Source organism: Polaromonas sp. A23 (assembly GCF_002001015.1).
In the GTDB taxonomy this organism is placed as follows: domain Bacteria; phylum Pseudomonadota; class Gammaproteobacteria; order Burkholderiales; family Burkholderiaceae_C; genus Polaromonas.
Map to the genome: position 1 here is coordinate 39,869 of NZ_MUNO01000016.1, position 14,883 is coordinate 54,751.

A 14,883-nucleotide genomic window follows, 5' to 3' on the forward strand; every position below is an offset into this window, starting at 1 on the left:
AATGGTGCCACAGGATGGGTGTCTGCAATACCCGCTTTGCCTCTCCTTTGTCCTCCTGTGGCATGGAAACTGCACTTGAGCCAGCCTTCCCCACATGACGTATTGACAAGCCTTGTCCATGAATGCCACGGTCAAACCGCCTCCACTGCCAGCATCCGCTGCCCCTGCCTGGGCGCCTGCGGCATTGGTGCCGGACGGGTCCGAGGCGCCCGTGCAGCGCATCATCAAGGTTCGGCGCGACTACAACAGCTGGGTTGCCAGCGAAACCATGGAAGACTACGCGCTGCGCTTCACGCCGCAGCGTTTTCGGCGCTGGTCGGAGTGGCGGGTAGCCAACACCGCGTTTGGCGCTGCGTCGTTCTTGATTCTGGAGGCCGTGGGGGCGACCCTGCTGGTCCAGTATGGCTTTACCAATGCCTTCTGGGCCATTGTTGCCACCGGCTTGATCATCTTCATGGCTGGCCTGCCGATCAGTATTTACGCCGCCCGTTACGGCGTGGACATGGATTTGCTGACGCGCGGCGCCGGTTTCGGCTACATCGGCTCCACGCTGACTTCGCTGATCTACGCCTCATTCACCTTCATCTTTTTTGCGCTGGAAGCAGCGGTGATGGCCTATGCGCTGGAACTGGCGCTGGGCATTCCGCCTAGCTGGGGCTACCTGATTTGTGCACTGGTGGTTATTCCGCTGGTCACGCATGGTGTTTCTGCCATCAGCCGGCTGCAGGTCTGGACCCAGCCGTTGTGGCTGGTCATGCTGGTGGTTCCCTTTGCCTACGTTCTGGTGCGTGACCCGGGCGCTTTTGCGGGTATTACGCACTACAAAGGTGAAAGAGGCACAAATGCAGGCTTCGATTTGCACCTGTTTGGTGCTGCATTGACGGTTGGTATTGCGTTGATTACCCAAATGGGGGAGCAGGCCGACTATTTGCGCTTCATGCCCGTGCAGACGGCCACCAACCGGCGGCGCTGGTGGGCCGGGGTGCTGGCCGGCGGGCCGGGCTGGGTATTGCTCGGTGTGGTCAAAATGCTGGGTGGCGCTTTTCTGGCCTATCTGGCCATCCAGCACATGGTGCCGCTGGACCGGGCGGTGGACCCGAACCAGATGTACCTGGCCGCTTATGAGTATGTGTTTCCGAACTACGGCTGGGCCGTGGCCGCGACTGCGCTTTTCGTGGTGATCTCGCAGCTGAAGATCAATGTCACCAATGCGTATGCAGGGTCCCTCGCCTGGTCCAACTTCTTCTCGCGCCTGACGCACAGCCATCCGGGCCGCGTGGTGTGGGTGGTGTTCAACACCCTGATTGCCTTCATGTTGATGGAGATGAATGTGTTCCAGGCCCTGGGCGACGTGCTCGGCCTGTATTCCAACATCGCGATTGCCTGGATGATGGCCGTGGTGGCCGACCTGGTTATCAACAAACCGCTGGGCCTGTCACCCAAAGGCATCGAATTCAAGCGCGCGCACCTGTATGACATCAACCCGGTGGGTGTGGGGGCTATGGCGCTCGCGTCGCTGTTGTCGGTGAGTGCGCACCTCGGCCTGTTTGGTCCCCTGGCTCAGGCTTTTTCTGCATTGATCGCGCTGGGAACAGCGTTCGTCGCTTCGCCACTGATCGCCTGGGCAACCAAGGGGCGTTACTACATTGCCCGCCACGGGGAGGCCCCCGAGACCGACGCCCAAGGCAACTACAAACCCTATGCACTCAAGCGCTGCGTGATCTGCGAGCGCGACTATGAAGGCCCGGACATGGCGCATTGCCCGGCTTACCAGGGGCCGATCTGTTCGCTGTGTTGCACGCTGGACGCGCGTTGCGGTGATTTGTGCAAACCGCAGGCCAGTTTGTCGGCACAGTGGTCGGCCACCCTGCGCTGGTTGCTTCCGCGCCGTATCTGGCCCTATCTGGACACGGGGTTGGGTCACTTCCTGTTGTTGATGCTGGTCATCGTCCCCTTGCTGGCCAGTGTGTTTGGATTGCTTTACCACCAGGAAATGCGGGCGCTGCTTGATTTGCAGGCCGCCTCTGAGACAACGCTGCGCTCCGGCTTCCTGAAGGCCTACATGGCTTTGCTGGTCATCGCCGGGCTGGTGGCCTGGTGGCTGGTGCTGGCGCACAAGAGCCGGCAGGTTGCGCAGGAAGAGTCCAATCGGCAGACCCATTTGCTGATGAAAGAAATCGAGTCGCATCGGCAGACCGATGAAGCGCTGCAGCAGGCCAAGCGTGTGGCCGATCTGGCGAACCAGGCCAAGAGCCGCTACATCAGCGCCATCAGCCACGAGCTTCGTACGCCACTCAACAGCATTCTTGGGTACGCCCAGTTGATGGGGGAAGACCATTCGATACCCGCACATCGGCAACAGGCTGTGGGTGTGATCAAGCGCGGCGGCGAACACCTGCTTTCGTTGATCGAGGGAACACTGGACATTGCCCGCATTGAAAGCGGCAAGCTCACGCTCAATGTCAAACCGATGTACTTTGCCGACCTGGTGCAGGAGATGGCCGGCATGTTCGAGCTGGAAGCGCAGGCGAAGGGGCTGGCTTTTCATTTCGAATCCGAAGGCGTGGTGCCAGCGGTGGTCCGCGCCGACGAAAAACGCGTACGCCAGATCCTGATCAACCTGCTGGGCAATGCCATCAAATTCACGTCGCGTGGACGAATTGCGCTGCGCCTGCGCTACGCGCGCGAGATGGCCAGCATCGAGATTGAAGACACCGGGCCGGGTTTGTCGGCGCAGGAAATCGAGCGCATCTTCGAACCGTTTACGCGTGCCGCCACCCCCGGTCCGGCCGCACCCGGTGCCGGACTGGGACTGACCATTGCCAAGATGCTGACCGACCTGATGGGCGGCGAGTTGACGGTCTCAAGCACGCCGGATGTCGGCTCTGTATTTCGCGTCAAGCTGTTTTTGCCGGAGGTTCACCAGGCACCTGGCGCCATGCAGTCAAGGCCTTCGCGCGGGCACAAGTCTCGCCACGGATACGCGGGTCAGCGCAGGCGTGTGCTGGTGGTCGACAACGAGGAAGCCGATCGCGAATTGCTGGTCAATGTGCTGCAGCCGCTCGGGTTCGAGCTGCGTACCGCAGCCAGCGGCCATGATTGCCTGGACCTGCTCGCTACCGGCTATCAACCCGATGTGATTCTCATGGATCTCGCCATGCCCGGTATCGACGGCTGGGAAACCATACGGCGCTTGCGGCGGCTGGAGGACGGGCGAACAGGGGAAGCCTGCATTGCCATTGTCTCCGCCAACGCTTTTGACAAGGGGCTGGACAACGACGTTGGCATTTTGCTGGAAGACTTCATTCTCAAGCCGGTGCGTCACAGCGAGTTGCTGGACTGGCTGGAGCGGCGCCTGTCGCTGGTGTGGCTGGATGCGCCTGTACAGTCCGAGGCGCCATCCGCACCGGTGGTGCCGCGGGTGTACCCGGCCGCGGCGCGACTTGAGGCGCTGCGTGAAGTCGTCAGTCTGGGGTATTACCGCGGCATCATGAACACACTCGACGAGATTGAAAAAGAGCAGCCGCAAAGCGCTGGTTTTGCCGCTGAAATGCGCGCCCTGGCCCGACAGTTCCAGTTTGAGGCCATGAGCCAGCAGCTTGGCCAGGTGGTGCCATGAGCGCGCGCCCGCTGGAACAGACACTGGACCGCGCCAACAGCGACGTGGTGTTGATCGTCGACGATGTGCCGGACAACCTCTCTGTGTTGCACGATGCGCTTGACGAGTCTGGTTTTACCGTGCTGGTGGCCACCTCCGGTGAGGCGGCCCTGCAACGCGCAGCCCAGGCCTTGCCCGATATTGTTTTGCTTGACGCGATGATGCCGGGCATGGACGGCTTTGAGGTGGCCAAACGCCTCAAAGCCGACGCCAGAACCGCGCACATTCCCATTATTTTCATGACAGGGCTGACCGAGACCGAGTACCTTGTTGCCGCGCTGGAGTCCGGCGGCGTCGACTACGTCACCAAACCGATCAAACCCAAAGAAGTGTTGGCCCGCATCGGGGTGCATCTGCAAAGCGCGCGTGAAAAAAGCCAGGCCCGCAATGCGCTTGACGCGTTTGGCTACGCGACCATTACCGTGCGGGTCAGCGACGGCAAGCTGATGTGGCAGACCCCGCTTGCGCGTGACCTGCTGTTGCAGTACTACGGCAGCAGCGCGCCGCAGACGCCCCAGGCGGTTCTGGACTGGTTGCGCCGCCATCTGGCTGACGCAGAGCGCCAGATAGAGCCGCCGCGCCTGAGTTGCCCCAGCCCGGCACCGGGGTCGCGGCGGCTGACTTTCCGGCTGCACCAGCAAACCGGGGACGACGACTGGCTGATCATCATGCGCGAGGAGTCGGACGAGACTGTCATTCAGGCCATGAGCCTGTCTTTCAAGCTCACCGCACGCGAAGCCGAGGTGCTTTACTGGGTGGTTAAAGGCAAGATCAACCGCGACATCGGCGACATTCTGGGGACCAGCCCGATGACCGTTAAAAAGCACCTGGAGCGCGTGTTTGCCAAGCTCGGCGTGGAAACCCGTACCGCGGCAGCCGGCATGGCCATGAGCCGCATCAGGCTGTTGCACCCCCAGTTTGAAGACTGAGGGCCGTCAACGGGGCCCCCACGGTCGTTCACTGCGTGTAACTCCCGAGGCCTTGCAGGCCGCGGCTCGCGAGACGCTTCGCCTCTGTCGCCTGTCCAAAGCTGCTCAAGCAGCTTTGGAGCCGCAGGCTCCAGCCCATCGGGGGCCACTGCGCCTGCGGACTGGCGAAGCCAGATCCGCGGCCCCTGCTTGTAAATGCGGGGACAAGTCGTGCGTTGTACCGGGCTTTGTGCAGGCTTTCGTGGTAACGGTTACAATAAGAGCTTCGGTAAAGCATCAGCTTTTTACATCGAAGCCCCCTTACCAAGCGGCTTCCTTCTCAATTGCGGCGCTTCCAAGAGCCCGAATTCACAGCGTTTTCAGTGCCCCAACGGCCCTGAACCCTCTCAAGCGCTGTTCCATTTCCCGTCGAGCACTTTCCCAACGGTGCCCACGCAAGGCTCAACAGCTCAGCCCCTGGCAAAGGCGTGGCGGTCAGAAACCGAACACCGTTGGCTTGCTTGCAGGCCGTTTATTTCCCTATTTATCAAGCCGGGACACATACCCGGCACAGAGTTTATGAATATCGACAACACCCATATCGCGGTGGGCAAGTACCTTGTCTCACCGCTGGCCAAACCGCAAGGCGAAGGCCTTTACGCGGCCTCGGTCTCTATCCGCTCCGGCCAAGGCAGCGCCACGCATGACCGCGTGATGCGTTTCAGCGGACTTTTTGACAGCGCGGCTGCGGCCGTGCACTACGCGACCGAGCATGCGCTCGGCTGGATCCAAGAGCGGTCTTGCCCGGCTTGCGCCTGAGCGACCACGTCCGACAACTATTCAAATTCCAAGGAGTTTTCATCATGGCTAAAGAAGAACTGATTGAGATGCACGGACTGGTCAACGAGGTGCTGCCTGATTCGCGCTTTCGCGTGACGCTGGACAACGGCCACAAGCTGGTGGCCTACACCTCCGGCAAGATGCGCAAGAACCACATCCGTATCCTGGCCGGTGACCAGGTGTCGCTGGAGCTGTCGCCCTACGACCTGAGCAAGGGCCGTATCACGTTCCGCCACATTGCAGGCCGCGGCCCCGGACCATCGCGCACTCATTAAGCGGACATTTCAAAGGCTTTTTGGCCTCCAGCCACTGTCTAACGGGCGCGGCTAGCTATCTAATTGATAGCTAGCCGCGCCTTTTCACTTCAAGGCTGGGGCGCGTTGCCGGCTTGCCCGGGCGGGCGCGCCATCCAGGCAAACATTGAAGCGCGCATGGCCTCCTCGACCGACATCGCAATTGGTTGCACCCATTCGACGGGTACAAAAACCGTATAACCGCCAATCATGTAACCCATAGGCAGGTATACCGCCACCCGCTCCCCGGGTAGAAAACCTTGCGGCATGTCTGCAAAGCTGCGGCGCGTGATCAGTCCGACGATTTCCATGGCGTGGCCGGGCATGCGCAGGATCACCACACTTTGCTCGCCCTGTTTGCCTGCGGGCGAGAAAAAATCGGCAAAACTCTTGAGCGACGAGTAAATGCTTTTGACCACCGGCAGGTTGGTAAAGGGCAGCTCGACAAACGACAGTGCCTTGCGAACGCGCTGCTTGGACATCATGTACCCGATTACCACGATGCCTGCGACGCCGACCAGCAGTCCCATGCCCGGCACATAAAAGCTGCCGAACAAGGGGCGCAGGATCCAGAGGGTCAGTGTCTCCATCCACGCCAGAAAAATATACAGAACGTAAACCGTCAGGGCCAGAGGCATGACCGTGATCAACCCGCGAAAAAAATATTTGTAGAGCTGTTTCATGGTGGGTGAGCAAGGAGGAAGTCTGCCGGGCGATATGGCCGGGCTATGCCCCAATATACAGAAGCTGATTGACGCCGGGTGTCTGTCACCTGGCCGGTGTAGGCCTGTCCCTACCCTTTTTTTCGACTGTTTCCGGCAACCGGGGCGCCGCCGCCTGTTTATCTTTGATTTCTTGCTATCAAAGAGAACTCATATGCCCATCATTGCCTGGTTACTTGGTGTTCCGATCAGCGTCATCATCCTTTTGATGTTGTTTGGCGTCTTTTAAGGAGCTGGGGCACATCCATGCTTCGAAAACGCATTATTTTTGCCGCTACCAACAGTCCGTGAAACAGCGCGGGTGATCCAGGTTGGGAGATGACTTTCGGAACGATCTTCGGATCGCGACGGCAAGGCCACGGGCCGGGGTTTCCCATGCGCAATCGTTTTAGCGAACGCGAGCGAAGGGGCCGAAACAGGCCTTGAGTGATGCGTTCTGGCAGACCAGCATCTTGTCGGCAAGAGGGCTGAACTGGATGAACCGCGTACTCTCTTCTCCCGGGCCACCCAGCAGGGCGCCGGAGCAGTCCTTCTTGTCATTTTGCCGAACCACTGTTTCCACCAGTTTATAGAAGCCACCCGCATCCGGCACTTTGGTCACTTCATAGGTTTTCTCGGCAACTTCCTGGCCACTGGTCGCCAGCACTGTGCGGTCACTTCTGTAGTGCCACGTTTCCGCGCAGGAGCCGCCGAATAACGCCCATGTCCAGGTTCCCACCAAAGGATGGGATGCAGCAGCGGCGGGCTCGCCAGCGGCATGCAGCATAGGTGTACAGAGCGCGATGCAGGCAGTGAAGAGCAGGTGTTTCAAGTTGGAAGATCCTTGTGTGGAAATAGGGGTGCGGGCCATGCTGCAATGCTACCCGCTGTGGGGTGACCGTGAAGCATCTGCACATCTGGTAACCACCTTCACTTTGCCGGATGCATTTAAACACCGTGCCTACATCGCTTGACGCTTCAATGACCGGGCAGCTTTCACAAAAGCTGAGCTGTGCCCGACGCGGGTTCGCCTGCCGGGCAATCCGGAAAGTATCCAAATCACGGAGAAACTCATGTTGAAAAAATCACTGATCCTGCTCGGAACGGTCGCTATTCTGGGCGGCTGCGTGGCAGTACCTTATGCGGTCGAACCGCCGCCTCGCTCTCACGGAGGGTATGGCTACGGCGACCGTGATCACGATGGTGTGTCCAACCGCGCAGACCGTGATCGGGATGGCGATGGGGTGCCCAATCGTCATGATCGCCGTCCAGACAATCCGCGCAGGTATTAAGGCCGGAGGAGCTGGCGTGGCTATAGTGGGGGCCACTCACCTTGAAGGATGCTCCCATGAAAAAAATCCCGCTGTTTCTCCTGTTGTTGTTGGCCATGTGGACGCAGGCGCGTGCCGAGAGCATTGGCGAGGTGGACACGGTTTTCAAATTCATCGGACCGGATCACAAAATCGTTGTTGATGCGCATGACGATCCCAAGGTCAAGGGAATTACCTGTTATGTTTCGCGCGCCAAGACCGGGGGTATCAAGGGAGCCGTGGGGCTGGCTGAGGACAGGTCGGAAGCTTCCATTGACTGCCGCCAGGTGGGACCGGTGTCTTTTCTGAAACCGCTGCCAGTGCAGGAAGAGGTTTTCAGCGAAAGGATTTCCCTCATTTTCAAGAAAATACGCATTGTGCGGATGGTGGACGCCACCCGCAATACGCTGGTCTACCTGACCTACTCCGACCGGATCATTGAAGGTTCCCCGCAGAACAGTGTGGCGGCTGTGCCGGTTGACCGCGCCATGAAAATTCCGTTGCAGCCTTGACCGGCGCGAAGGGGCAGCGCGCCCGCAGGGCACTCCCCCCATGGTTTTGGGGATGGCGGCTGACCTGCAACACGGAATTATCCCTATGTCAAATATTGACAGGGAGCCCACACTTTCTATCTAGTAGGTTCATTCACCGTGCACAATATGCTCAACCCTTGTAACCAAGGCAAAGGAACCGGCAAGGAATGACGCAGTCTCTCCCTGGTGTATCCGTAGGCACTTGTGCCGCCGTCAGGCGGGCAGCTACGTCTGCTCGCCTTCCGCATTTCTGCGGTGACCAAAGGACGTTCAGGTGAAGAGCAAGGACGATCTGACCGAGGAAAACCGGCGGCTGAAGGCCCGGCTGGCCGAGCTTGAAGGCACCCAAAAAACACTGGATGCGGAGCTGGCTGAACAAGCCGCAGAGCTCGAAGTCCTCAAAAACAGCGTGCGCGGCCTGCGTGACCTGGCCACTCTGTCTGCCGACTGGTATTGGGAGCAGGATGCCGACCTCCGCTTCGTCCGGTTCACCGGCGAGCAGGCGGCTGTCGTGCTGGACATAGAACGGGATAGCAACATTGGCAAGCGCCGGTGGGAGCTTCCTGGCGCCATCCCGCTCAGCGGTTCCTGGGACGCTCACCGTGCGGTGCTTGACGCGCACCAGCCTTTTCGCAATTTCGAATACATGCGCAAGTTGGGCGACGACTTGCCCCATTATTTGTCGGTCAGCGGTGTCCCCGTGTTTGACAACCAGAACCGCTTCGTGGGTTACCGTGGAACGGTTCACGACATTACCGCGATCAAGCGTTCGGAAGAGTCGCAGCGCCAGGCGTCGCTTTTTCTTGACGAGGTTGTCGACAATATCCCGATTGCCTTTCATTTGAAATCGGTCCAGCAGGGCCACCGGATTGTGGCCTGGAACAAGGCTGCCGAGGCGCTTTACGGCATTTCGCGCGAGGAGACCATCGGCCGAACCATGCACGACCTGTGGCCCAAGGCGATTGCAGACAACATGCTTGCGGCCGACCTTGAACTCGCTGCCGGCGGTGTTCCGCAGGATTTTCCGGACCGTATTGCTTACACCAGGCATCGCGGCACCATCCATGTTCACATGCGCAAGGTGCCTCTTAAAGACGCCGACGGTGCCGTCACGCATATTCTGATTGCCGCGGAAGACATTACCGCGACTCTGGAAGCCGAGGCCCGCCTGCTGCACAGCCAGGAGCGCTTTCGCAATCTCACCGAGCTTTCATCCGACTGGTACTGGGAGACCGACGACCAGTTCCGATTTACCGTGTTATCCGGCGGAGAGACGGAAGAGGCCAGACGCAAGATTGGCGAGCATCTAGGCAAAACCCGATGGGAAATTGACCCCAGTGCGGCCAATAAGGTGCTCTGGGAAAACCACCGTGCTCTGCTCGAACGGTATGAAACCTTTCGCAACTTCGAATACGAGCGCAGGGACCCGGATGGCAGCAGGGCTGTTTTATCCATTAGCGGCGAGCCGTTCTTTGACGCCAAGGGCCGGTTCTGCGGTTATCGCGGCGTGGGCAGCGACATCACGGAGCGACTGGTTGCCCAGGAAAATCTGCGCCGAAGCGAGGAGCGTTTTCGAAGCCTGACCGGTCTTTCTTCGGACTGGTACTGGGAGCAGGACAAAGAGTTCCGCAATATTTTTGTCTCCAATGACCTCGCACGATCAGGCAAGGCGAGCCAAACCATTGGGGAAGGGCAATGCCGATGGGAACTTCCAAACTCCGCGCCGCTTGTCGGCAACTGGGAAGAGCACAAGGCAGTTCTTGCCGCACATTTGCCGTTTAGAAATTTCGAATACCAACTCACGGCTGATGACGGCAGCGTGCTTTTCCGCAGTGTCAGTGGAGAGCCGGTATTTGGCGCAGACGGTTCCTTTGAAGGTTACCGCGGCGTGGGGGCTGACATCACCGCGCGCAAGCAGGCGGAACTGGCGTTGCGGGCCGGGGAGGCGCGTTTTCGCACCGTTGTTGCGGCCCTGGCGGAGGGTGTCGTGCTGCGCGATGCGGAAGGGCGCATCGTCGATTGCAATGCCAGCGCGGAGCGCATTCTCGGCAAGACCCTGGCCCAGATGGAAGGGCAGACCGTTGCCGGACCCGAGTGGGAGATGCTCCGTGAAGATGGCTCGTTGATGCCCGAGGAGGACCACCCCAACCTGGTCGCCAAGCGGACCGGTTTACCCCAGTCGAACGTCGTGGTTTGTTACCGCAAACCCGATGGAAGCATCCTGTGGGGGCTGCTTAATGTGCAACCCCTGTTCAATGAATCGAGCCCGACGCCCAGTGGTTTTGTCACCACCATTACCGACATCAGCAACCGCAAGCGCGCCGAGACGGAAATCGTCAGGCTCAATGTCGATCTCGAAAATCGTGTTTTGCGCCGTACCGCCCAGCTGGAATCAGCCAACAAGGAGCTGGAAGCATTCTCCTACTCTGTGGCGCATGACCTCCGGTCTCCCCTTAGTGCCATTGACGGCTACTGTGCACTGTTGCAAAAAACGGTGCCACCGGAGTCCGGTGAGCGCGCCGTTCACTACCTGACCCGTATACGCGAGGGCGTGCGCCGCATGGGCGAACTCACGGACGGCCTGCTGTCTCTGGCTCAACTCTCACGCACGAGCCTCAACTGGGACGTGTTTGACCTCAGTGCCGAGGCGGGCAAAGTCATAGGGCAACTGACCGAGGCCGATGCCGGGCGTGAGGTCAAGGCAAGCATAGAACCCGGCATGCTGGTCAAGGCAGATGCATCACTGCTGCGCCAGGTGCTGGAGAATCTGATTGCCAACGCGTGGAAGTTCACGTCTAAAAAAGCCCGGGCCGAGATAACGATTGGAAAGGAAACCGGACCCGATCATCAGTCTGTGTACTTTGTCCGTGACAACGGCGCCGGCTTTGACATGGCTTATGTGGACAAGCTGTTCGGTACTTTCCAGCGTCTGCATTCACCGGATGAATTTGCCGGCAGCGGCATTGGACTGGCCACGGTCAAGCGCATCATCAGCCGGCATGGCGGGCGCATCTGGGCCACCTCTGCACTCGGTGAAGGCAGCACGTTCTACTTCACCTTGGGAGGAGCTCAGAACGAGGCGCTGGGGGCGGAAAATGCTTCTGAAGAAGACTCCAGCATGGCTCTGGCTCTTCCGCGTTCGCGGCGTCTGTATGCAGGTTCTGCCAGTGAGCCCTTCGACGCTTCCTCACATCCCATCAGCAGTGACCACGATGCCGTTCCCGCGAGTGACCAGTTCAGCAATGCCTTTGAACACGCAGCGATCGGAATGGCGCTTATTGCCGTGGATTCCCGTCGCCTGCGTGTCAACAGCGCGTTCTGCCAGATGCTCGGTTATTCGGAAGCAGAGATGCTCGCGCGCACTGTCCAGGAGATCACCCATCCCGATGACGTCGAATGGGATGTGCTGCAGCGCAAGCGGGCGTTGGCGGGCGAAATTGAAACCTATAACTGGGAAAAGCGTTACCTGCACAAGACCGGGCGCATTGTGTGGGGGCACCTGACTTGCTCCCTGGTACGCGACGCCGACCGCAAGCCCTTGCACTTTATTTCGCAGGTGCAGGACATTACCGAGCGCAAAGAGTCCGAACGCATCTTGCGCGCGAGCGAGGAACGCTTCCGCGCGCTGACCGAGTTGTCGTCCGACTGGTTCTGGGAGCAGGACGAGAACTTCCGGTTTGTTCAAATTACCGGCGAAATTACACATGCACACCTGACCGCCAATTCACGCGAAAGGGCGCTCGGAAAAACGCGGTGGGAGCTGGACAATGTCAACATGGACGAAAGCGTCTGGGCCGCCCATAAGGCCCAGCTGGAGCGGCATGAGGTCTTCCGTGACTTTGAAATCACACGGCTCGATGCGCAGGGCCAGCTTCGTTATGTGGCCATCAGCGGTGTGCCCATTTTCGATGCTTCGGGGCGTTTTACGGGTTACAGGGGCACAGGCCGTGACACGACCGAAATGCACCGGTTCAGCGAAGCGCTACGGGCCAGCGAGTTGCAGTTGCGCCAGATCACGGATACCGTGCCGGCCCTGATTGCCTATGTGGATGCTGAGCAGCGTTTTCGCTTTCACAACCGCGCCTACGAAGAGGCCTTCGGACTCACCCGTGAGCAGATCGAAGGCAAAACGATGCTGGAGGTCATGGGCCCCGAGTTCTATGAGCGGGTACGGCCGCGGGTCGAAGAGGTCATGACAGGGTACCCGGTGGTGTACGAACGTACCCAAAAAACGGCCCGGGGCGACCAGCGAACTTTTGTTGTCAACTATTTCCCCAGATACGGGGAAGGCGATGAAGAGGGGCAGGTGGTTGGTTTTTATTCATTGGCCACCGACATCACGAACCAAAAAGAAGCCGAGCGGGTTCTGCAGGAGAGTGAAGAGCGCTTCCGGACGCTGACCGAGTTGTCCTCTGACTGGTTCTGGGAACAGGATGAGAATTTCCGCTTTGTTGAGGTCAAGGGCAAACATAAAACGGTAACCGCATCGCCCAATCCCCGAGCCCAGATTTATGGCAAGACGCCCTGGGAGCTCGACGCGAATATGGACCCAGCCATGGTGGCGGACCTCAAAGCCCGGCATGCGCGACATGAAGCTTTCCGCAATTTTGAGTTCGCCCGGCCTGGGTCCGATGGTGCGATGCGATATATGAGCGTTAGCGGCATGCCGATCTTCGATGCTGCCGGGCGTTTTACCGGTTACCGTTCGGTCGGTCGAGACATCACGGAAATACGCAAGTTCAGTGACGCGCTACGGGCCAGCGAACGCCAGCTTCGCGAGATCACGGACACTGTGCCCGCGTTGATTGCTTATGTGGACAAGGATCAGTGTTTCCGCTTTCATAACCGCGCCTACGAAGAGGCCTTCGGTTTGTCTTATGAACAGTTCGATGGGAAACATCTGCGTGATGTGATGGGCGAGGAATTTTATGAGAGGGTACGCCCTCGGGTCGAAGAAGTCCTGACGGGTTATCCGGTGGCGTATGAGCGCACGGGCAAGACTCCCCGGGGCGAAGTCCGGGACTATGTCGTCAATTATTTTCCGAGGTATGGCGATGGCGAGGAAGAAGGGGAGGTTATCGGTTTTTACTCCCTGGCCACCGACATCACCGAGCTCAAACGCATAGACCGCATGAAGAGCGAGTTTGTCTCCACGGTCAGCCATGAATTGCGCACACCACTCACCTCCATTCGCGGCTCGTTGGGCCTCATCTCCGGCGGTGTGGCCGGGCAGCTTCCCGATGCCGTCAAGACACTGGTGGGGATTGCCAAGAACAACTGTGAGCGCTTGATCCGGCTGATCAACGACATCCTGGACATCGAGAAAATAGAGTCGGGCAAGATGAGCCTTAATCTGGAGGTGGTGGAGCTCCGGCCTCTGATGGTGCAGGTGCTGGCCGCCAACGAGGGTTTCGGCACTGCGCAAAACGTCGGCCTGAGCCTGAACTTTCCGGACGACGAGATCAGGGTCAATGTTGACAGCGACCGCCTGGTCCAGGTTGTGACCAACCTGCTGTCCAACGCCATGAAATTTTCACCGCCGGGCAGTGTTGTGGAAGTGCATGTGCTGCATGTGGGCGCAGGTGTGCGGGTAGAAGTCCGGGACCACGGGCCGGGCATTCCTGAAGAGTTTCGCAACCGGATTTTCCAGAAGTTTTCGCAGGCCGACTCGTCCGACACGCGCCAGAAGGGTGGAACCGGGCTGGGATTGAATATCTCGCGGGCGATCATTGAGCGGCTGGGCGGCAGCATCGGGTTTTCCACCGAACCGGGCGTGGGCACCACGTTTTTCTTTGAGCTTCCAGAGTGGAAGGAATTGCCGGCGGCGGTGATATCTCCCGAATCACACGGCCCCGCCCGTCCGCGCATTCTGATCTGCGAAGACGATCGCGATATCGCCCGCCTGATCGGCATGATGCTGGACAAAGGCGGTTTCGATTCCGACATGGTGTTCAGCGCTGCGCAGGCGCTGGCACTCCTTGAGAAAAATCGCTACGCCGCCATGACGGTTGACCTGAAGCTGCCCGACCAGGACGGTATTGCGTTGATTCGCCAGTTGCGCAAGCAGGAAAACACCCGCGACTTGCCCATTGTTGTGGTGTCGGCCATGGCCGGTGAAGGGCAGATCGCCTTCAACAACCAGCCGCTGACCGTGTCTGACTGGCTGGACAAACCGATCGACGAAAACCTGCTGGTGCTGGGGATGCGCCGTGCGATTGACGGCATGGCCGCAGGCAAACCACGGATCCTCCATGTCGAGGATGACCTGGATATCCAGCGCATTACCGCCGCGATTGTTCAGGACTTTGCCACCTTTGAATTTGCGGCAACCCTCGAGGAAGCCCGGACGCGCTTGCTCGGGCAGCGCTTTGACCTGGTGCTGCTGGACCTCACCTTGCCAGGTGGTTCGGGCTGGGATTTGGTGGCCGACATCGAAGCGTTGGACCACCCGCCCCCGGTGGTTGTTTTCTCGGCCAGTGAAGTCAGGCGGAGTGACAGGGGTCGCGCTGCAGCCGTGCTGATCAAGGCGCAGACCTCGAATGAGGAGCTGCTGCAGACCCTTCAGCGCGTGCTGGCCCAGGACCGTGCGTCCGGGTTTGCGCCAATGATCTGAGCACGAGTGCGAATGGCAGGGTTGTGA

General features: G+C 59.4%; 9 protein-coding genes. 7 read left to right on the top strand and 2 right to left on the bottom strand.

The features are described from left to right. Positions 1-118 precede the first annotated feature (118 nt). From B0B52_RS07290 to infA, 4 genes are all read left to right on the top strand, one after another. On the top strand, positions 119-3,619 hold the full coding sequence (locus B0B52_RS07290; protein WP_077592968.1) for an ATP-binding protein: 3,501 nt from the start codon (positions 119-121) through the stop codon (positions 3,617-3,619). After that, positions 3,616-4,587, top strand: coding sequence for a response regulator (locus B0B52_RS07295; protein WP_077592969.1), 972 nt, complete (start codon positions 3,616-3,618; stop codon positions 4,585-4,587). The genes B0B52_RS07290 and B0B52_RS07295 overlap by 4 nt, the downstream gene beginning before the upstream one ends. Before the next feature lie 558 nt (positions 4,588-5,145). Further along, a complete protein-coding gene (locus B0B52_RS07300) occupies positions 5,146-5,385 on the top strand; it encodes a hypothetical protein (protein WP_077592970.1) in 240 nt (79 codons plus the stop codon). A gap of 44 nt (positions 5,386-5,429) precedes the next feature. Next, a complete protein-coding gene (infA, locus tag B0B52_RS07305) occupies positions 5,430-5,681 on the top strand; it encodes a translation initiation factor IF-1 (RefSeq protein ID WP_077592971.1) in 252 nt (83 codons plus the stop codon). A gap of 89 nt (positions 5,682-5,770) precedes the next feature. Here infA and B0B52_RS07310 read toward each other — a convergent pair whose 3' ends face one another. Together B0B52_RS07310 and B0B52_RS22065 are read right to left on the bottom strand one after the other, a co-directional pair. Next, positions 5,771-6,382, bottom strand: a complete 612-nt coding sequence (locus tag B0B52_RS07310; protein WP_077592972.1) for a DUF502 domain-containing protein — start codon at positions 6,380-6,382, stop codon at positions 5,771-5,773. A 427-nt stretch (positions 6,383-6,809) separates the two neighbouring features. Beyond that, positions 6,810-7,232: a hypothetical protein gene (locus tag B0B52_RS22065; protein WP_139351852.1), complete on the bottom strand. Its 423-nt coding sequence runs from the start codon at positions 7,230-7,232 to the stop codon at positions 6,810-6,812. 241 nt (positions 7,233-7,473) lie between these two features. On the opposite strand from B0B52_RS22065, the gene B0B52_RS07325 reads away from it, so the two are divergent. The 3 genes from B0B52_RS07325 to B0B52_RS22685 all read left to right on the top strand — a co-directional run bounded on the left by B0B52_RS07325 (position 7,474) and on the right by B0B52_RS22685 (position 14,856). Beyond that, positions 7,474-7,692, top strand: coding sequence for a hypothetical protein (locus B0B52_RS07325; RefSeq protein WP_077592975.1), 219 nt, complete (start codon positions 7,474-7,476; stop codon positions 7,690-7,692). A 56-nt stretch (positions 7,693-7,748) separates the two neighbouring features. Beyond that, positions 7,749-8,222, top strand: coding sequence for a CreA family protein (locus B0B52_RS07330; protein ID WP_077592976.1), 474 nt, complete (start codon positions 7,749-7,751; stop codon positions 8,220-8,222). Between the two features lie 295 nt (positions 8,223-8,517). Further along, positions 8,518-14,856, top strand: a complete 6,339-nt coding sequence (locus B0B52_RS22685) for a PAS domain S-box protein (protein WP_077592977.1) — start codon at positions 8,518-8,520, stop codon at positions 14,854-14,856. The last annotated feature ends 27 nt before the right edge of the window (positions 14,857-14,883 follow it).